Below are 19,527 nucleotides of genomic sequence, written 5' to 3'. Positions count from 1 at the left end.
GTTACGCTCCCTGCGTGCTGTTGGGAGCGGCAACCAGACGGTCGCGGCCATCGAAGACGAACAGATTGGCGGGATCGAGCACGGCGTCGAGCATGTGGCCGGGCAGGAATTCATGCACGCCCTGCAGCACCGCAACCCAGTTCGATGCGTCGCGTTTCAGATGGACGAAGCTTTCCGACCCGGTGATTTCGGTCACGGTCACTTCCGCCGGAAACGCATGCCGTCCGGCGAGACCACTGGCGACTTCGAGCTGATGCGCGCGGAAGCCAACGCGATAGCTGCCGTCGGCGAGGTTTGCGTAGAGCCCGCTGGCGGGCGCTGTCGCGCCACCGGCATAGTGCACATTTCCGTTCTTCTTCTCGATCACCACCAGGTTAAGTGGCGGATCGGAGAACACTTCGGCGGCCTTGAGAGTCTCGGGATGGCCATAGACTTTGGAAGTCTGGCCGACCTGCAAAACCTGGCCTTCCCACAAACACACGGTGCTGCCGCCCAACAAAAGCGCTTCGGAGGGCTCCGTCGTCGCATAGACGAAAATCGCACCGGAGGCCTCGAAAATCTTCGGCAGTTCGGTGCGCAATTCCTCGCGCAGCTTGTAGTCGAGATTGGCGAGCGGCTCGTCGAGCAGCACGAGATCGGCACCCTTGACCAGCGCGCGGGCAATCGCCGTGCGCTGCTGCTGGCCCCCGGAGAGCTGCAGCGGCGTGCGCTTCAGATAGGGCTCAAGCTTGAGCAAGGCCGCAGCTTCGTGCACGCGGGTTTCGATCTCGGCTTTCGGCTTGCCCTGCACGCGCAGCGGCGAGGCGATATTCTCATAGACCGACAGCGAGGGGTAATTGATGAACTGCTGATAGACCATTGCCACCGAACGCTTGCGGATATCGACGCCGGTGACGTCCTTGCTATCGACCAACACGCGGCCTTGCGTTGGCTTGTCGAGCCCGGCCAGCAGCCGCATGATCGAGGTCTTGCCGGCCAGCGTTGGCCCGAGCAGCACGTTCAGCGTGCCCCTTTCCAGCGTCAGCGAGACGTCACGGATCGTCGTGACTCCATCAACCATCTGCGAGACGTGATCCAGTGCGACGCTCATGATCGCGCTCCCGCTTCACGCATCGGATTGGCGGGCTGCGCGCGATTAGCCTGCAGCCATTGATCGAGAGCCGCGATCTCTTCCTTCGACAGGCGCAGACCGAGTTTGGAACGGCGCCACACGATATCCTCGGCACTGACGGCCCATTCATGCGCCATGAGATAGCGCACTTCGCGCTCGGTCAGCGTTGCCCCAAAGGCCTGACCGAGATCGGCCGGCGACTTCGCGGTGCCCAGCATCTTCGCGGCGCGCGTGCCATAGGCATGCGCCAGCCGGTTGGCATGGGCCGGCGTCAGGAACGGATAGTCGCGCAACAATTCGGCGATCAGCGCATCGACCGCAGAGACATCGAAATCACCGCCAGGCAGCGTGGCATGGGCCGTCCAGCCTTCCTTGGCCTTGGTGCCCTTCAGATACGGCGCAAGCTTCTGCAAGGCTTCTTCGGCGAGACGACGATAGGTCGTGATCTTGCCACCATAAATCGACAGCAGCGGCAGGCCGCCGGGCAGATCGAGCTCGAACACATAGTCGCGCGTCGCCGCCTTGGCCTCGTTGGCGCCGTCGTCATAGAGCGGGCGCACGCCGGAATAGGTCCACACCACGTCTTCGGCCAGCACGGGCCTGGCGAGATATTCGCTGACCGACTTGCAGAGATAATTGATCTCGTCGGCAGAGATTTTCACATCGGCGGGATCGCCGTCATAATCGATATCGGTGGTACCGATCAGGGTGAAATCGTCCTGATAGGGAATCGCAAATACGATACGACCATCGGCATTCTGGAAGATGTAGGCGCGGTCGTGGCTGTAAAGTTTCGGCACCACGATATGCGAGCCCTGCACGAGGCGGACTTTCGCCTTCGCATTGACGCCGGCACCGACCGCCAGAACATTCTCGACCCACGGACCACCGGCATTGACCAGCGTGCGCGCACTGATGGTCGAGCGGTCGCCCGTCGCCGTATCCTGCACCGTGACCTGCCACATCCCGTCGGCCTGCCTGATCTCGGTTGCGCGCGTGCGCGTGCGGATCTCAGCGCCCCGATCGGCGGCATCACGCGCGGTGAGCACGACAAGGCGCGCATCATCTACCGAGCAGTCGGAATATTCAAAGCCACGCTTGAACCGGCCGGGCGCCAGCGGCTTGCCGGTCTCGTCGCGGGTGAGATCGAGTGTGCGCGTCGGGGGCAGAAGTTTACGGCCGCCGATATGGTCGTAGAGGAACAAGCCCAAGCGCAGCAGCCAGGCGGGCCGCAGACCGGCGTGATGCGGCAGCACGAAACGCAAGGGGCGGATGATATGCGGCGCGATCTGCCAGAGAACTTCGCGTTCCAGCAACGCGTGGCGCACCAGTTTGAAATCGTAATATTCGAGGTAGCGCAACCCGCCATGGATCAGCTTGGTCGACCAGGACGAGGTGCCGCTGGCCAGATCGTTCATCTCGCAAAGGAACACGGAATTGCCGCGGCCGACGGCGTCGCGGGCGATGCCGCAGCCGTTCACACCACCACCAATGATTGCGAGGTCGTAGATCTGACCCACCCCGTCTCCCCTCCTGCGCCACTTGTCTGGCGCCTTCCTTCGGACGCGCCATCTTCGCTTTCAGCGATTTGGCTTTCGTTTTCGATTAAACCACAACCTAAAACGAAAGCAACTGGCGTTTTCGGGGTCTGAACAGGCTCTAAAGCGGGGTCGGCTCGGGTTCCAGGTCGTCCGCATCGTCGGCGGAGCCCGGCAGGGCGGCGATCACTTGAACGCCCCGGCTCCGGCAGATCTCCTGCAAGGAGGGCGGCAGCGGGACGTCGGTCACGAAGGTCTGTATCTGGCTGATATGGGCGATGCGCACGGCCGCCGAGCGCCGCAGCTTGGTCGAATCGCAGACCAGCATGACACTGCGGGCATTGGCGATGATCGCCTGCGCCGCCTGCACCTCGCGATAGTCGAAGTCGAGCAGCGCGCCCTCCTCGTCGATCGCGGAGGCACCGATGATGGCGTAATCGACCTTGAATTGGCCGATCAGCTTGATCGCCGTGGAGCCGATCACCGCACCATCCGAGCGACGCACGGTACCGCCGGCGACAATTACCTCGATATGCGGGTGACGATAAAGCATCATCGCCACATTGAGATTGTTGGTGATGACCAGCAGGTTTTCGTGATTGGTCAGGGCGCTCGCGACTTCTTCCGTGGTGGTCCCGATATTGATGAACAGCGACGAGCCATTGGGAATCTGCGCCGCGGCAGCAACACCAATCGCCTTCTTTTCCTCGGCGGCCACGAATCGCCGCGCTTCATAAGCGAGGTTTTCCACGCCCGACGCGACGATGGCGCCGCCGTGGATACGCGTCAGCAGGCGCTGGTCGCAGAGATCGTTGAGATCCTTGCGGATGGTCTGTGCGGACACCTCGAAGCGGCGCACCAGATCATCGACCATCACGCGGCCAAAGGCGCGCGCGTGATTCAGGATTTCGGATTGGCGATGGGTCAGGCCAGCAGTCACAAGGGCACCTCGGAACGAACGGTTCCATGGTGCGGGTGTTAGCGGCAATGGTCAACGCATCACCGGCGCAGGCGCCATGCGCGTCGCCGCTGCGATGTCGTAAGAGAGTCGCCCTCTAGGGCGTCACAGCTGCTTGGATACCCTGCGCGAATTGAAAGGCAGCGCGTTCAGCTTCGCGCGCATTGCGAAACAGTTGGCCTTCCATCGGGTTGAAACGGTGAGACGCGGCGAAGAACCTGTACCCACCGGGATCGCGAACCACGATGCCGGCAGCCTGCGATGAGACTTCGATGATGTAAGTGTCTGACATGGCGGCCCCCTACGCGATAGGCGATGCATATTCCGGGCCACTAACTGCAGAGGAGGTATTTCGTTCCCGCCGGTGTTTAGAATTGCTCAGGTCGAGATCGTCGCATCCGGTCGTTTGATCACCTGCGGGCGCCCCACCTCGTCAATGGACACAAAGGTGAAATTGCCGTCGGTCACCAGGATCGGGGCGTTTTCATTGCGGCGAAGCACCCAGGCCTCGATATGCACGGTAAGTGACGTGCGGCCCATCCGCACCAGTTCCGCATGCACGGACACGACGTCACCGACATGAACGGCCTTGCGGAAGGTCATTGCCTCGATGGCGACGGTGACCGTGCGCGTCTTCGCCACCTTGGCGGCAAAGATGCCGCCGCCAAGATCCATCTGGCTGAGCAGCCAGCCGCCAAAGATATCGCCATTGGCATTGGTATCCGCCGGCATCGCCACCGTGCGGATGGTGAGATCGCCGGTCGGTTCCGCATCCAGCCCCGTCACTGGCTGCGTCGTTGATTCAGTCATGAGCAAAGCCTGCCGCAAATTGAGTCATCATTTAAAGGTTTCCCAGCCGGCATCCGGCGCAAAGCGATCGCCGAACCGGGCCGCTAGCGTGCGCAGCGTGGCGGTGATATTCTCGGTTCCACGCGTCCGCGCATAGTTCAGCGGGCCGCCGCGGAATGGCGCGTAACCTGTTCCGAAAATCATTGCGCCATCGACCACATCGGCATTGTCGACGATGCCTTCGCGCAGACAGGCGACGCAGACATTGGACATCGGCAGCACCAGGCGATCGATCATCTCCTGCGTCGGACGGGCCGTTGCGACCGCGCTGGAGCTCTTCTCGGCCTTGCCGTCGCGCCATGTATAGAAGCCACGGCCGGTCTTCTTGCCGAGCTCGCCCTTGTTGACCTTCTCGCGCAGCCAGGCCGGCGTCGGCGGCAGCAGGTCACCAAATTTCGAGCGCAGCATGTCGCCGACGGCCAGGCAGATATCGAGCCCGACCTGATCGGCCAGTTCGATCGGACCCATCGGCATGCCGAATTGCTCGGCGGCGGCGTCGATGGTTTCCTTGTCGACCTTCTCCTCCATCAGCATCATCGCCTCGAGCATGTAAGGCGTCAGCGCGCGGTTGACGAGGAAGCCCGGCGAGCTCTTCACCGGCAGCGGCAGACGATCGATCGCGCCGACGAAGGCCGTGGCCTTCTTGAGCATGTCCTGGTCCACGCCATCATGACTGACGACCTCGACCAGCTGCAGGCGCGAGACCGGGTTGAAGAAATGCAATCCCAGCAGCCGCTCCGGCCGCGCCAGTGTGCTGCGCAGATCCTGCAGGGGAATGCTCGATGTATTGGTGGCGAGGATCGCATCCGGCTTCATGCGCGGCTCAATGCCGGCATAGACCTTCTGCTTCAGTTCGAGCTTCTCCGACACCGCCTCGATGATGAGGTCGGCATTGCGTACGCCCTCGCCGTCCATATCGGGGATCAGGCGATCCAGCGTATCACGCTGATCGGTGCGCTTGCGGATGATCTTGCTATAGAGATCGGCGGCGCGCTTGATGGCGCCCGCGATAGGTTCAGGTTTCATGTCGGCGAGCGTGACACGTATGTCCTGATGCGCGCACCACGCCGCGATGTCGCCGCCCATGGCGCCGGCGCCGATGACATGGACATGTTTGATGGTGTTGCCGTCACCGGCAAGCTTCTTCATCTGCTCGCGCAGGAAGAAGATGCGGATCAGGTTCTGCGCCGCCGGCGTCACCATTAGCCGGGCGAAGGACGCCTTCTCGGCATTGAGCATCGCCGCACGGTCGCCGCCATGTTTCTCCCAGAGCTCGATCAGCGCATAGGGCGCGGGATAATGTTCGCGCGGCGCAGCCTTGCTGGCCTCCGCGACCATGCGCGATGCGAGAATCCCGCGCATCGGCGAGAAGTTCATGATCGGGATCAACGCACTCGGCTTGGCGCGCTTGAGCTTGCCGAACACCGCATCGCGCACGGCGTTACGGACATGGCGTTCCTCAGTCACCGCATCGACAAGGCCGATCGCTTTCGCCTTGCGCGCGTCGATGGTCTTGCCGGTCAGCATCAGCGGCATCGCCTGCATCGGATTGACAAGATGCGTGAAACGCGCTGTGCCGCCCAAACCTGGATGCAGGCCGAGCATGACTTCCGGAAAACCGAAGCGCGCACCATCGATGGCGATGCGCATCTGGCAAGCCAATGCCACTTCGAAGCCTCCGCCCAGGCAGAAACCGTGAATGACGGCCACCGTCGGGATCTTCAGCGCCTCGAAGCGATCGATCACCGCGTGAGCGCGGCTGATCTGCGTTTCCACTTCCAATGGGTCGCTGGCGCCGCGAAATTCATTGACGTCGGCGCCGGCAATGAAGCCGGACGTTTTGGCCGAACGAACCACGATGCCCGTCGGGCGCTGAGCTTCCAGCGCGTTCAGCACCTGATCGAATTCTTCCAGCACCACAGCTGACAGCGTATTGGCGCTCGCATCGGCGCGGTCAAACAACAGCCACGCGATGCCATCGGCATCGCGCGTCAGCTTGAAGTGGCGATAAGCGCCAGATGTGTCGGGAGCCGGCCCGAGTTCGAGCACGCGATCCCCAAGAACGTCCATGATCTTGCTGTCCATGACGCCCTCACACCGTCTCGATCAACATCGCGCCACCGAGGCCGCCGCCGATACATTCGGTAGCGATACCCCGCTTGGTGCCAAGCCGCTTCATCGCATTGACGAGATGCAGCACAATACGGTTGCCAGACGTGCCAACGGGATGGCCGAGGCTGATCGCACCACCATCGACATTGAGCCTGGCACGATCGATCTCGCCGGCGGCGCCATCGAGGCCGAGCACCTCACGGCAGAATTTCTCGTCCTTCCAGGCGGCGAGACAGCTGAGCACCTGCGTGGCGAAGGCTTCGTTCAACTCCCAGGTCTCGATGTCCTGAATCGTCATGTTGTTGCGCTTCAACAGATCGTTCGACGACAACACCGGACCGAGCCCCATGATCGACGGATCGAGTGCAGACCACTGGCTGTCGACGATCACAGCCTTCGGCGTGAGACCATGTTTCGCCACCGCTTCTTCGGACGCAAGAATCGTCCATGATGCGCCATCGGTGATCTGCGAAGAATTGCCGGCGGTGACCTGCCCCCACGGACGTTCGAATACCGGCTTCAGTGTCGCGAGCTTATCGATCGACGAATCCGCGCGGACGCCGTCATCGTGGTCGTAGAAATTGCCCTTGCGATCGAAGGCGGTTTCGACCTCACCCTTCAGCCAGCCCTGTTCCTGCGCATGCGCAAGGCGCTTGTGGCTTTCGACGGCATAGGCATCGGCCTGCGCACGCGTGATGCCGAACAGATGCCCGACCTTCTCGGCGGTCTGGCCCATATTGAGGTCGGTGATCGGATCGGTGAGACCGCGCTCAAGGCCGATGATCGGCTTGAAATAAGCCGGCCGGGCCTTGGCGATCGCCGCCACCTTGCCGAGCGCACCCTTGGCCATCGCGAGGCCGGCGAACCAGCGCACGCCGTTCTGCGGCCAGACCAGCGGCGCATGGCTGAGCGCTTCGGCGCCGCCAGCGAGGATCAGATCGGCATTGCCTTCGCGGATGTAGCGATAGCCGGTGTCGATCGACTGCATGCCGGAGCCGCAATTGATCTGCACGGTGAAGGCTACCATCGCCTCGCCCATACCGAGCCGAAGCGCTGCGACGCGCGCGGGATTCATCTCATCGGCAATGACATTGACGCAGCCGAGGATCACCTGATCGAAGGCATCGGGTGCAAATGGCTGACGCGCCAGTAGCGGGCGTCCGCATTGCACGGCGAGGTCGACAGGGGTGAATGGGCCGGGGCCGCTGCGCGCCTTCAGGAACGGCGTGCGGCTGCCGTCGACGATATAGACTGGTCTTGTCATGAAAGTCTTGCCATCAGCTTGCTGCCCGCTGCTCACCAAGTTCCTGGAAGAACTGGTGCACGTTATCGGACTTCTTATAACCGGGCGACAGCTCTTCCGGCGCGAAGTGATCGACCTCGATCACCAGCTTGACGGCTTCCTGCGCAGCGGCGAGCTTCTCGCCTTCCGCCTGAGTGATGACGCCCTGTGCCACTGCATCCTTCCAGTTCTTGAGCTTTGCGGTGCGGATGCGCTTGGCAATATCGTCACTCGATGTCACCAGTTTGAACGCCTTCTCAAGCCGCGCGAGACCGCGGTCATCATCCACATGCGACAGATCCGGCGTCAGGCGATCGCGCGTCGCCGACGGCTCCAGGATCATCTGCGCGCAGCGATGCACCACGCGATCCGAAGGCCCGAGCACCCATGCACCATATGGCTGCACGATGAATTTGAGGATGCCGGCGACAAAGCGGTTCGGCAGGTTGGCCAGAATCTCCGCAAAGCGGTTCTCGATGGTCTTGAAGCCGGACGCCATACACCATTCAAGCGCCGGCAAATCGTCCTGCTGGCGGCCTTCGTCCTCCCAGCGCTTCAGCGCAGCCGAGAGCAGATAAAGCTCGGAGAGGATATCGCCGAACCGCGCTGACAGCATTTCCTTGCGCTTCAACGCGCCGCCCAGCGTCAGCAACGCCATGTCGGCGCACAATGCGAAGGCCGAGGAATAACGCGAAAGCTGGCGATAGAACTGTGTGGCATCGCCGGCATCCGGCGCAGGCGCGAATACGCCACCGGTCCAGCAGCGGCCCCAGGCGCGGAACAGCGTGGTAACGCTATGGCCGATATGTTTCCAGAACGCGGTGTCGAAGGCCTCTAAGCCCTTCGCCTTGTCGGGATCGCCGAGCGCATTCATTTCCTGCAACAAATAAGGATGCGCGCGGATGGCACCCTGCCCGAACACGATGAGATTGCGCGTCAGGATGTTGGCACCTTCCACCGTGATGCCGACCGGCACCGCGCGATAGAGATTGCCCATATAATTCTGCGGTCCGTCGATCACAGCCTTGCCGCCATGGATGTCCATGGCATCGTCGATGGCCAGGCGCATACGCTCGGTGGCATGCAGCTTCATGATGCCGGAGATAACGGCGGGATGATGGCCCAGGTTGAGCGCCGCCGAGGTCAGGCGTCGCGCGGCATCGAGCAGATAGGCCGTGCCGGCGATGCGGGCGAGCGGCTCCTCGATGCCTTCGAACTTGCTGATCGAAATGTTGAACTGTTCGCGGATGCGGGCATAGGCACCAGTGGTGCGCGCGGCATAGGCAGCACCGGCCGCAGACAGGGACGGCAATGAGATGCCACGGCCGGCGGCGAGCGCCGACATCAGCATCTTCCAACCCTGACCAAGCCGCTCCTGACCGCCGATGATGTAGTCGAGCGGGATGAAAACGTCGCGGCCCCAGTTCGGGCCGTTCTGGAACACCTGCATCGACGGTAGATGGCGCTGGCCGATCTCGACGCCCGGAAGATCATGCGGGATCAGCGCAACCGTGATGCCAAGCTCATCCTGTGAGCCCACGAGGTGATCGGGGTCATAGGCCTTGAAGGCGAGACCGATCAGCGTCGCGACCGGGCCGAGCGTGATGTAGCGCTTGTGCCAGTTGAGGCGCAGGCCCAGAACCTCCTGGCCTTCGAACGTGCCCTTGCAGATGATGCCGCTGTCGATCATCGAGGCCGCGTCCGAGCCCGCTTCCGGGCTGGTGAGGCCGAAACAGGGAATGTCGCGTCCATCGGCAAGGCGCGGCAGCCAGCGCTGGCGCTGCGCGTCGGTGCCGAACTTCATCAGCAGTTCGCCGGGACCGAGCGAGTTGGGTACCATCACGGTGACGGCGGCGACCACCGACCGCGACGAAATCTTGCGCACCACTTCCGAATGCGCATAAGGCGAGAAGCCGAGACCTCCGAATTCCTTCGGAATGATCATGCCGAAGAACTTTTCGCGCTTGATGAACTCCCAGACGTCCGGCGGCAGATCGCGCAATTCCCAATTGATCTTCCAGTCGTCGATCATCTCGCAGAGGCGATCCACCGGCCCGGTCATGAAGGCCTGTTCTTCATCCGTCAGTCTGGCCGGCTTGACGGCGAGCAGCTTGGCCCAGTCCGGATTGCCGGTGAACAGATCCGCATCCCACCAGACGTCGCCGGCTTCCAGCGCCTCGCGCTCGGTGTCCGACATCTTCGGCAGCACGCCCTTGGCCCAGCCAAAGATCGGCTTGGTGAGATGGTCGCGGCGCAGACTGGACGAGCTCATGGAGACTTCCTCTCGATCGAGACGACCAGCAGTCCGGGCGGACCGCGGGCGCCCAAAGGCAGACGCTCTTAGCGGGACGGTGTCACCTTAGCTTTCGCATTGATATTCAAGCGAAATTTGACAGCATCGAGCCATCATTAACGACAGGATACCGCAACGGTTCCCGAAAGGCGATTTCCCGCCGCGTGACCAGTGGTCGCGCGACCGAAATGCCGGAAGAATAGCCGGCCTCAGTCCGGCCGGTTCATCTCGAACATGGCGTCCTGCTTGATGTGGAAATAGTCGCCGCGGCGGCCGGCGCGCAGGATCGGGCCAGCCAATGCGGTCTGGTACACGCCATCCACGATCAGGGTCTTGTCGATATGCACGGCGACGACTTCCCCCATGGTGAGGAAGGCGTTGGCCGAAGCGCCGTTCGCGCCCTTGAGTTCGATGATCTGAGTCACCTTGCACTCGAAAGCGACCCGGCTCTCGCCGACACGAGGTACGTTCACCAGCTTGCTCGGCACCGGCGTCAGGCCGGCGATCTCGAATTCATCGACTTCCGGGCCGACATGCGCCGCCGTGGCGTTCATCTGCTTGGCCAGATCCATGGTGGCCAAATTCCAGACGAATTCCTTCGTCGCCTGCATGTTGCGGGCGGAGTCCTTGATCCCGATGCTGGAAAAGCCGATCAGCGGCGGCGTGTAGTTGAAGGCGTTGAAGAAGCTGTATGGCGCCAGATTAACGTGGCCATTGGCATCCCGGGAGGAGACCCACCCGATCGGACGCGGACCGATGATGGCATTGAAGGGATCGTGCTTGAGGCCGTGGCCGTTGACGGGCTCGTAAGAATGCAGATCGAATGCGGTCACGCGGAAGATCCCCTGAATTGACGTCAGAGAGATCGTCTAGCCCCGCGGGGCCAACCCGGCAAGAACGAAGTCGATCATCTGGTCCAGGGTCGGGCCAGGTTTCGTCGCACATTGCGCGATCATCTGCGGGTGAAAGAAGCGCATCATGGCGGTGCAGGCGCACATGGCTGCCAATTCGACGTCCGGAGCCTGAAACTCCCCCTTGGCAGCACCGTCCGCGATGACACCGCCGATGGTAACGGTGATGCGCTCCATATGAGCAGTGCAGACATCCCAACTCTCTTCCATGGCGATGGCGACCATCTCATGCAGCTTGGCATCGCCGACATAGCGTTCGGCATTCATCTCATGGATCGACGTCAGCAGTTCGCGGAGCCGCGCGGCGGCCGGCTGCGGATTTTCAGCAATCGCTCCAGCGGCCTCTTCAACTTCCCCCATCAACCGCTGCGCCACGGCCGAGATGATCGACTTCTTCGAATCGAAGAAGCGATAGACGTTCGCCGGGCTCATCCGGAGCACCTTGGCGATATCAGCCACGGTGGTCTTCTGGTAGCCGATTTCACGAAACAGCTTTTCCGCGACCACAACGATGCGGCCCCGCATATCGGCTTCGACGTGATCAGAAATCAGAGTCATCTCGGAGTGCAGTCTTCAGTTATTCGGCAGCAAGCGGAAAGGCCTGTTGCTTGTCGTGATGGTGCGGTGCGTGATGATCCACATCCTCACCCGATCCGCGTTCATCCAGGCTCTTGCGAAACCATAGCGCATAGAGACCCGGGAGATACAACAACGTCAAGAACGTCGCCACAAACAATCCACCCATGATGGTGACCGCCATCGGCCCCCAGAAGGCCGAGCGCGACAGCGGGATCATCGCCAAAATGGCCGCCAGCGCCGTCAGGATGACCGGACGCGCACGGCGCACGGTCGCCTCGACGATGGCTTCGCGGCGGGTCAGGCCGTGCCGCACGTCGGTTTCGATCTGATCCACCAGAATAACGGCGTTGCGCATGATCATACCCGCCAGCGCGATCAGGCCGAGCAGTGCCACGAAGCCGAACGGCTTGTTGGCGACGTTCAGCGCCAACGAGGCGCCGACGATGCCGAGCGGCGCCGTCAGGAACACCAGGATCAGGCGCGAGAAGCTCTGCAACTGCACCATCAGCAGCGTCAGCATGATGATCATCATCAGCGGAAACAGCACGGCGATCGAGGCATTGCCCTTGCTGGATTCTTCCACCGCGCCGCCGATCTCAATGCGATAGGCCGGCTGCAGGCTGTCGCGGATCTGCTGCAACTGCGGCCAGATCTGGTTGGTGACATCCGGGGGCTGCACGCCATCGACGACGTCGCCGCGCACGGTGATCGCCATGTCGCGGTTACGGCGCCAGAGGATCGGCTCCTCATGGGCGTATTCGATCTTCGCCACCTGCGACAGCGGCACCGGAACGCCGTTGCGCGAGATGATGGTGAGATCGCCCACACGGCCGAGATCGAGGCGTTCCGACGGCACGGCCCGGGCAACGACACCCACTTTCTCGATACCGTCACGCACGTTCGTGACCGACGCGCCGGAGATCAGCATCGCCAGGGATTGTGACAGTTCCTGCGGCGTCAGGCCGAGCGCACGGGCGCGATCCTGGTCGACCACCAGCCTGAGGGAAGGCGTCTGTTCGTTCCAGTCGAGCTGCGGATCGACCATATTCTTGTTGGCGCGCATTACTTCGCGCACCCTGTAGGCTATATCCCGCACGGTCGCGGTATCCGGCCCGATGACGCGAAACTGGACGGGGAAACCGACCGGCGGACCGAAATTGAAGCGATCGACGCGCACGCGTGCTTCCGGCAGCTGGCCATCGGCGACGGCCTTCTCGATCTTGGACTTGATGCGCTCGCGTGCCTCGACATCCTTGGACACGATCACGATCTCGGCGAAGGCCTCATTCGGGAGCTGCGGATTGAGGCCGAGCCAGAAGCGCGGCGAGCCGCGGCCGACATAGGCCGTATAGGTGGCGATGTCCTTGTCGTCCTTGAGCAGCTTCTCGGCGTCCTTGACCGCCTTTTCGGTAACGCCAAAGGCCGTGCCTTCTGGCAGGCGCAGCTGCAGGAATAGTTCGGGACGTTCCGACAACGGGAAGAACTGCTGCTGGACATGGCCGAAACCGACGATGGCAGCGATGAAGATACCGACGGTGGCAGCCACCACCTTGATGCGGTGCGTGACGCACCACTGCACGACGCTGCGCAAGCCGCGATAGATGCGCGTCTCATAGACCGCATGCGGATCGTGATTGGCCTTTCCGTGGGCAGCAAAGTTCGGCAGCAGCTTGACGCCGATATAGGGCGTGAAGATCACCGCGACGAACCACGAGGCGATCAGCGATATCGCCACAACCCAGAAAATGCCGCCGGCATATTCGCCCACTGCGGAATTCGCAAAGCCGATCGGCAGGAAGCCGACCGCTGTAATCAGCGTACCGGTGAGCATCGGGAATGCCGTGGACTCCCAGGCGAAGGAGGCCGCGCGCACGCGGTCCCAGCCCTGCTCCATCTTCACCACCATCATCTCGACTGCGATAATGGCGTCATCGACCAGTAGGCCGAGCGCGATAATCAACGCACCTAGCGTGATGCGATGCAGGTCCATGCCCATCGCATTCATGACCATGAAGACGATACCGAGCACCAGCGGCACCGAGAGCGCCACCACAATGCCGGTGCGCCAGCCTAGTGCCAGGAAGCTGACGAACAGCACGATGCCCAACGCCTCGATGAATGAGTGCGTAAATTCGCCAACGGCGTGTTCGACCACCAGCGGCTGATCGGCGATCTGCTCGACATTGACGCCCTGCGGGACAGCGACCATGAACTCGTTCTTGGCCTTTTCGACGTCCTTGCCGAGTTCAAGAATGTTGGCGCCGTTCGCCGTCACCACGCCGATGCCGAGTGCGTATTGGCCCTTCTGCCGGACCTTGAAATCCGGCGGATCGACGAAGCCATGGCTGACCGTCGCGATATCGCCGAGGCGGAACGTGCGCCCGTTGCTCTCGACCGGCGTCTCCGCGACGGTCTTCACGCCATCAAGTGCACCGGTGACGCGCAGCGGCACGCGCTGCGACGAGGTTTCCACCGTGCCCGCCGGCTGGATCGCGTTCTGCTTGGCCAGCGAGTCGAACAGCGTCTGCGGCGTGATGCCGAGCGTCGCCAGCTTGGCGTGGGAAAATTCGACGAAAATGCGCTCGTCCTGCGTACCGTAGAGATTGACCTTGGTGACGCCTTTCACCTTCAACAGGCGCTGGCGCAGGCCTTCGGCGACCACCTTCAACTGTTTGAAGTCGGCGCCGTCGCCGGTCATCATGTAGAGAATGGAATCGACGTCGCTGAACTCGTCATTGACTGTCGGCCCGATCAGATTGGCGGGCAGGCTGCCCTGCACGTCGGCGAGCTTCTTGCGCAACAGATAGAACAGGAACGGTACTTCCTTGGCGGGCGCGTTATCCCTGAACGTGACCTGCAGCGCCGTGAAGTTCGGCTTCGAATAGGTCTGCACCTTTTCGAAGTAAGGCAGTTCCTGCATCTTCTTCTCGATGGGATCTGCAACCTGCTCCTGCATTTCCTTGGCGGTCGCCCCCGGCCAGATCGCCGTGACGTTAACGACCTTCACCGTGAAAGATGGATCTTCGGCACGGCCGAGCTTCTCGTAAGAGAAGAAGCCGCCGACACCGAGCGCGATGATCAGAAACAAAATCAGTGCCGGATGAGCGACGGCCCAGGCGGAGAGGTTGAAGCGATGCATCGGCTTCGTCCTTTGAATGCGAGCGTCTTAAAACGACAATGCGGAGACGACGTGAACCTTCAGCGCCGGGTCGAGCTTCTGCACGCCCAGCGTCACGATCTTGGCACCTTCATCGACGCCACCTGAGATGATGACGTCGTTGCTCTCATAGGACTTCACCTTGACCGGCTGCAGCGCGACGTCGCCCGATGCGCTCACGACGTAGAGCGAAGGGTTGTTGCCCTGACTGAACAGCGCCGAGAGCGGCACGCGCGCAACGCGTTCGGTGGCGGGATCGGAGAGCGTCAGCGTCGCCGTCATGCCGAGCGACACCTTGTCGTCGGCCTCGGGCAGCGAGAACTTGGCGAGATAAGTGCGCGTCGCGGTGTCGGCATTGGGCGCCAGTTCACGCAGCTTGGCGGCATATTGCTTGCCGGGCTCGGACCACAGCGTCACGCTGGCTTTGCCTTCCTTGGCGCGGCCAACCAGCGTTTCCGGAATGGAAACCACCGCCTCCTTCTCGCCGAAACGCGCGACGCGGATCGCGGCTTGCCCTGCGGCGACGACCTGACCGGCATCGATCAGCGTCGCGGTGACAACGCCGCGGGTGTCGGCGATCAGCGTCGCATAAGAGAGGCTGTTCTTGGTAAGTTCGACCGAGCGTTCGGCGCGATTGAGACGCGCCCGGGCTTCGTCGCCCGTGGCTTTGGCCTGATCGAGCTGTGCCTGGGTGGACCAGCCCTTGGCGCGCAATTCGGTGGCGCGGCCCTCGGCTGCAGTGGCATTGGCCAGCACGCCCGTGGATGCGTTGAGTTCGGCGACGGCCTGCTCGGCCTGCAGCTTCAGATCGACCTCGTCGAGCGTAGCCAGCGGCTGGCCGATCTCGACGTTCTGGCCGACCTCCACGAGGCGCTTGGCGACCTTGCCGGTCACCCGGAAGCCCATATCGGTCTCGATCCGCGGGCGGATGGTGCCGACGAAACTGCGCTGCGGCGATTCCGGCTCGTAATGCACGGTCGCGACCAGCACGGGGCGGGTTGGCTTGGCTTCCGCCTCGGTCTTCTTGCCGCAGCCGGCCAGAGCAAGGGCCGGGATCAGCAGGAGCGCAGCGGCGAATGGCTTGCGGAAAGCGCTGACTTTGGTGTGGCCGGGCATCGCGAGGCGTCCTTCGAATGAATGTTCGAAGGGAACTTAGGCGTGACCACTGACGAATGTCAATATTCGTCAGTGGTCACAATTTCGGCAGATTGCCGCACCCCATCCCGGCCTTATTTCACCCGCGCCGGTTTGCCGGTAGCTGCGAACTCCGTTTCTGTCCCGTGATTGCCGACCAGCACAAGGATTCCGGCCACCAGCGGCATGGCCGCCAGGACCAGAAGCCCGGTCGAGGTGCTGCCGGTCAGCTCCTTGACCCAGCCGATCAGATAGGGACCGCCGAAGCCGGCGAGATTGCCGATCGAATTGATCAGCGCGATGGCGCCGGCCGCCGCCGTGCCGCTCAGCCACGCCGTCGGCAGCGTCCAGAACAGTGCGAAGGTGCAGAACACGCCGATCGCAGCGACCGTCAGCGCGACCATGGTCAGGGTCGGATTGGTGGAGATGCCGGACAGCGCGAGCGCCACGGCGGTCAGCAGCAGCGGCAGGCCGACATGCCAGACGCGTTCGCGGGTCTTGTCGGAATGCTGAGCCCACAGCACCATGGCAATGGAGCCGAACAGATAGGGGATCGCGGTGACGAAACCGGTCTGCAGGTTGGTGAACCCGAACGCCTTCACGATCTGCGGCAGCCAGAACTGCATGCCATAGAGCGCGCCGACAAAGCCGAAATAGATCACACTCAGCATCAGCACCTTCGGCGACGACAGCGCCTGCCCCAGCGTCATGCCATGGGCGCTCTCCTTGGCGAGACGCTCGCCTTCGAGCTTGTCGGAGAGCCACATCTTCTGGTCAGGCGTCAGCCATTCGGCCTTTTCAGGCTTGTCGGTGAGGTAGAACCAGGTGACGACGCCGAGAATGACCGAAGGAATCCCTTCGATGATGAACAACCACTGCCAGCCCTTCAGGCCCATGACACCGTCGAACCCCAGCAGCATGCCGGAGATCGGCGCGCCAATCACCGTGGATACGGGCACCGCGATCGCGAAGGCGGCGAGGAAACGCGCGCGATATTCGGCCGGAAACCAGTAAGTGAGATAGAGGATAATGCCGGGGAAGAAGCCGGCCTCGGCGACACCGAGCAGAAAGCGCAGCGTGTAGAAGCTCCACGGGCCACTGACGATCGCCATCAGCGCTGAGATGATGCCCCAGCTCACCATAATGCGCGCGATCCAGCGGCTGGCGCCGAATTTCTCCAGCGCGATATTGCTGGGAACTTCAAAAATGAAATAGCCGATGAAGAAGATGCCGGCGCCCCACGCAAAAACGGTGGGCGAGAAATTCAGCTCGGCATTCATGGTGAGCGCGGCGAAGCCAAGATTGACGCGGTCGAGATAGGCCAGGAAATAAGCCAGCACCAGAAACGGGATCAGCCGCCAGGAAATGGCGCGGATGGTCGAGGTTTCGATGTCGGATTTCGCGCTGCGCGTGGCGCGCGCGCCGACGGCGGTCTGGCTCATGGTTCACTCCCGGTCGCTTGTTGTCGGCGACGGCCTCTGCGGGCCGCGCTGTCATGTCGCACGGTTTAGCGAAAGACCCGGGGAGCGGCAATGTCTGTGCAGAGCAGCAATCAGCTCAGCGCAGCACCTGCGTGAACAGCACCTGCGCGAAGCGCTCAATCGGTGCCGGGCTGCGTTCGGCTTTCGACAGCAGGTTGGCACCCTGCAGCGAGGAGACGATGAAACCCGCAACCTCCGCGCATTTGAAGTCGGCCGGCAGCTCGCCGGCTTTCACCGCGGAGGTCAGGCATTCGGCAATACTCTGCTGAACATCGGCGAAGATCGTCAGCAGCCGGTCGCGAATGAGGTCGCTGTGGTCGCTGGCTTCGGCCGTGAAGTTGCCGAACAGGCAGCCATTGCACATCTGGTCTTCGGTCAGCCGGGTCACATTGGCATCGATATAGGCGCGCAGCCGTGCCAGCGGCGACAGGCCTTCATTGCGCAGCGTCTGCGCCATCAGTTCGCGACCCTTCGCGAAATAGAGATCGATGATCTCGAGGCCGAATTCTTCCTTGGAGGTAAAGTGGTTGGTGAAGGTGCCCTGCGGCACGCCCGCGGCATGCACGATGTCGCGAACACTGGCCCCCGCATAGCCGCGCGCATGCACGACCGCGAGGCCTGCGGTGAGAATCCTGTCGCGATTCGAGAGCTTCGCCATGGACTTAATATGGCTGTGCCGGGCGCCGGATCAAGCGACCGCCGCGCATAACCACAAGGCGTTCAGCCCCCTTTTACTGCCCTGGCCTTTGGGTCTAGCCGTGCCCGTAGCGGCGGGCCGCCTCGACAGTCAAACCCTTGCCGACGGCCCCGAACGTGTCGCCATCGATAGCGCGGGCGGCCGGCAGCGCCGCCGTGATCGCCTTGCGGACATGGGCGAGCTGCACCGAACCGCCGGTCAGGAACACCGCATCGATCGCTTCGGGCTTCAATCCGGCCTGGTTCAGGCAGATCTTGATCCGCGCGGTGATCCGATCGGCGAGCAACTGGGTGTGGCTGACGAGTTCCTTGCGGGCGACGCCAGCGGCCAAACCCGGCTCGATCCAGTCCAGCGCGATGCTCGATTTCGGCTTGTCGGACAGGCCAATCTTGGCGCCCTCGACTTCCATGGCCAGTGTGTGGCCGCGCTGCTCGTCCAGTACGCGCACCAAGCGATCCAGCAGCTCCGGCTGCTGTGCCTCATAGCGCACCTGTTTCACCTCATTCATGACCTTGGAATCGTACATCCGGTTGATGCTCGACCAGGTCGCCAGATCGTGGAAATAGCCTGACGGCACATCGAGCCCCGCGCGCTTCATCGCCGAGCGATAGCCGAGCAGCGGCATGATCACGCCGAGGCTGAGATGTCTGTCGAAATCGGTACCGCCGATGCGCACGCCGTCATTGGCGAGAATGTCGTCCTTGCGATCGGCATGACGGTGCCGCTCGGGCGAAAGGCGCACGATGGAGAAATCCGAGGTGCCGCCGCCGATATCGGCGATCAGCGCGATCTCCTCCGAATTGATCTGGCGCTCGTAATCCAGCGCCGCGGCAATCGGCTCGAACTGGAACGTGACGTCCTCGAAGCCGACGTCTTTCGCTATGGCGCGCAGCGTAGCTTCGGCCTTGGCATCGCCCGCCGGATTGTCGTCGACGAAATGGACGGGACGGCCATGGACGACCTGGCGGAGTTCAAGCCCTGTGGCCTGTTCCGCACGCCGCTTCACCGCACCGAGACAATAGGCGATGACATTGCGGAAGCTGACGCGTTCGCGGCCGACGCGCGTCGTCTCGTCGATCAGCGACGTGCCAAGCACGGATTTAAGGCTGCGCATCAGGCGGCCAGGCGCGCCCTCGACATAGGCCTCGATCGCCTTGCGGCCGATGAAGGCGCCGGTATCGGCCTTGTAAAAGATCGCACTCGGAATTGTGACATGATAGTCTTCGAGCGCCGCCAGCACCGGAACATCATTGATGACCGTGCCTAGCGTCGTGTTCGACGTCCCAAAATCCAGACCACAAACCGACATTGCCGCTCCCGAAAGGAACGTCCGTCTACACAGTTCGCAGGCCGCGATCTAGCATTATATTTTTGCACAGCCGCACTGTCATGAAGCGCATCGAACACTGCAATTTTCGAAGCAAA

15 protein-coding genes are annotated in these 19,527 nt (G+C 62.3%); all 15 read right to left on the bottom strand.

The window, feature by feature from the left end; genetic code table 11:
- Position 1 precedes the first annotated feature (1 nt).
- The 15 genes from AB8A50_RS25170 to AB8A50_RS25100 all read right to left on the bottom strand — a co-directional run bounded on the left by AB8A50_RS25170 (position 2) and on the right by AB8A50_RS25100 (position 19,411).
- Entirely contained in the window at positions 2-1,090 is a 1,089-nt protein-coding gene (locus AB8A50_RS25170; RefSeq protein ID WP_439079277.1) for an ABC transporter ATP-binding protein, read from the bottom strand.
- The gene (gene glpD / locus AB8A50_RS25165) at positions 1,087-2,631 is read right to left on the bottom strand and encodes a glycerol-3-phosphate dehydrogenase (protein WP_439079276.1); all 1,545 of its coding nucleotides are present in this window, start codon (positions 2,629-2,631) and stop codon (positions 1,087-1,089) included. The genes AB8A50_RS25170 and glpD overlap by 4 nt, the downstream gene beginning before the upstream one ends.
- 139 nt (positions 2,632-2,770) lie before the next feature.
- Positions 2,771-3,589, bottom strand: coding sequence for a DeoR/GlpR family DNA-binding transcription regulator (locus AB8A50_RS25160; protein WP_231078170.1), 819 nt, complete (start codon positions 3,587-3,589; stop codon positions 2,771-2,773).
- Between the two features lie 115 nt (positions 3,590-3,704).
- Positions 3,705-3,899 (bottom strand): hypothetical protein, encoded by a 195-nt coding sequence (locus AB8A50_RS25155; protein ID WP_093759633.1) that lies wholly within the window; start codon positions 3,897-3,899, stop codon positions 3,705-3,707.
- Positions 3,900-3,985: 86 nt separating this feature from the next.
- Positions 3,986-4,417 (bottom strand): acyl-CoA thioesterase, encoded by a 432-nt coding sequence (locus tag AB8A50_RS25150; protein WP_120288335.1) that lies wholly within the window; start codon positions 4,415-4,417, stop codon positions 3,986-3,988.
- Positions 4,418-4,444: 27 nt separating this feature from the next.
- Positions 4,445-6,541: a 3-hydroxyacyl-CoA dehydrogenase NAD-binding domain-containing protein gene (locus AB8A50_RS25145; RefSeq protein WP_439079275.1), complete on the bottom strand. Its 2,097-nt coding sequence runs from the start codon at positions 6,539-6,541 to the stop codon at positions 4,445-4,447.
- Positions 6,542-6,548: 7 nt separating this feature from the next.
- Positions 6,549-7,832 carry an acetyl-CoA C-acetyltransferase gene (locus AB8A50_RS25140; RefSeq protein WP_439079274.1) on the bottom strand — a complete coding sequence of 428 codons (1,284 nt, stop codon included), beginning with the start codon at positions 7,830-7,832 and terminating at the stop codon, positions 6,549-6,551.
- Positions 7,833-7,845: 13 nt separating this feature from the next.
- Positions 7,846-10,122: an acyl-CoA dehydrogenase gene (locus AB8A50_RS25135; protein WP_439079273.1), complete on the bottom strand. Its 2,277-nt coding sequence runs from the start codon at positions 10,120-10,122 to the stop codon at positions 7,846-7,848.
- Positions 10,123-10,352: 230 nt separating this feature from the next.
- On the bottom strand, positions 10,353-10,976 hold the full coding sequence (locus AB8A50_RS25130) for a flavin reductase family protein (RefSeq protein WP_439062100.1): 624 nt from the start codon (positions 10,974-10,976) through the stop codon (positions 10,353-10,355).
- A 36-nt stretch (positions 10,977-11,012) separates the two neighbouring features.
- Positions 11,013-11,612 (bottom strand): TetR/AcrR family transcriptional regulator, encoded by a 600-nt coding sequence (locus tag AB8A50_RS25125; protein ID WP_089262602.1) that lies wholly within the window; start codon positions 11,610-11,612, stop codon positions 11,013-11,015.
- A 19-nt stretch (positions 11,613-11,631) separates the two neighbouring features.
- On the bottom strand, positions 11,632-14,772 hold the full coding sequence (locus tag AB8A50_RS25120; RefSeq protein ID WP_439079272.1) for an efflux RND transporter permease subunit: 3,141 nt from the start codon (positions 14,770-14,772) through the stop codon (positions 11,632-11,634).
- 27 nt (positions 14,773-14,799) lie between these two features.
- Positions 14,800-15,906 carry an efflux RND transporter periplasmic adaptor subunit gene (locus AB8A50_RS25115; protein WP_439079271.1) on the bottom strand — a complete coding sequence of 369 codons (1,107 nt, stop codon included), beginning with the start codon at positions 15,904-15,906 and terminating at the stop codon, positions 14,800-14,802.
- A 113-nt stretch (positions 15,907-16,019) separates the two neighbouring features.
- On the bottom strand, positions 16,020-17,366 hold the full coding sequence (locus AB8A50_RS25110) for an MFS transporter (protein WP_439079269.1): 1,347 nt from the start codon (positions 17,364-17,366) through the stop codon (positions 16,020-16,022).
- A 115-nt stretch (positions 17,367-17,481) separates the two neighbouring features.
- The gene (locus AB8A50_RS25105) at positions 17,482-18,063 is read right to left on the bottom strand and encodes a TetR family transcriptional regulator C-terminal domain-containing protein (protein ID WP_439079268.1); all 582 of its coding nucleotides are present in this window, start codon (positions 18,061-18,063) and stop codon (positions 17,482-17,484) included.
- Positions 18,064-18,157: 94 nt separating this feature from the next.
- Complete coding sequence (locus tag AB8A50_RS25100) at positions 18,158-19,411, bottom strand: Hsp70 family protein (protein ID WP_439079267.1); 1,254 nt, start codon at positions 19,409-19,411, stop codon at positions 18,158-18,160.
- Positions 19,412-19,527: the final 116 nt, after the last annotated feature.

Source organism: Tardiphaga sp. 841_E9_N1_2 (genome assembly GCF_051811065.1).
Lineage (GTDB): Bacteria > Pseudomonadota > Alphaproteobacteria > Rhizobiales > Xanthobacteraceae > Tardiphaga > Tardiphaga robiniae.
This window is presented reverse-complemented; position numbering and strand designations above follow the sequence as displayed.

Bases quoted from the DNA above. Each gene is read 5' to 3' on its own strand.
- AB8A50_RS25110 (WP_439079269.1), bottom strand. From the start codon at position 17,366: ATGAGCCAGACCGCCGTCGGCGCGCGCGCCACGCGCAGCGCGAAATCC.
- AB8A50_RS25140 (WP_439079274.1), bottom strand. From the start codon at position 7,832: ATGACAAGACCAGTCTATATCGTCGACGGCAGCCGCACGCCGTTCCTG.
- AB8A50_RS25135 (WP_439079273.1), bottom strand. From the start codon at position 10,122: ATGAGCTCGTCCAGTCTGCGCCGCGACCATCTCACCAAGCCGATCTTT.
- AB8A50_RS25100 (WP_439079267.1), bottom strand. From the start codon at position 19,411: ATGTCGGTTTGTGGTCTGGATTTTGGGACGTCGAACACGACGCTAGGC.
- AB8A50_RS25150 (WP_120288335.1), bottom strand. From the start codon at position 4,417: ATGACTGAATCAACGACGCAGCCAGTGACGGGGCTGGATGCGGAACCG.
- AB8A50_RS25145 (WP_439079275.1), bottom strand. From the start codon at position 6,541: ATGGACAGCAAGATCATGGACGTTCTTGGGGATCGCGTGCTCGAACTC.
- AB8A50_RS25105 (WP_439079268.1), bottom strand. From the start codon at position 18,063: ATGGCGAAGCTCTCGAATCGCGACAGGATTCTCACCGCAGGCCTCGCG.
- AB8A50_RS25120 (WP_439079272.1), bottom strand. From the start codon at position 14,772: ATGCATCGCTTCAACCTCTCCGCCTGGGCCGTCGCTCATCCGGCACTG.
- AB8A50_RS25125 (WP_089262602.1), bottom strand. From the start codon at position 11,612: ATGACTCTGATTTCTGATCACGTCGAAGCCGATATGCGGGGCCGCATC.
- AB8A50_RS25115 (WP_439079271.1), bottom strand. From the start codon at position 15,906: ATGCCCGGCCACACCAAAGTCAGCGCTTTCCGCAAGCCATTCGCCGCT.
- AB8A50_RS25155 (WP_093759633.1), bottom strand. From the start codon at position 3,899: ATGTCAGACACTTACATCATCGAAGTCTCATCGCAGGCTGCCGGCATC.
- AB8A50_RS25170 (WP_439079277.1), bottom strand. From the start codon at position 1,090: ATGAGCGTCGCACTGGATCACGTCTCGCAGATGGTTGATGGAGTCACG.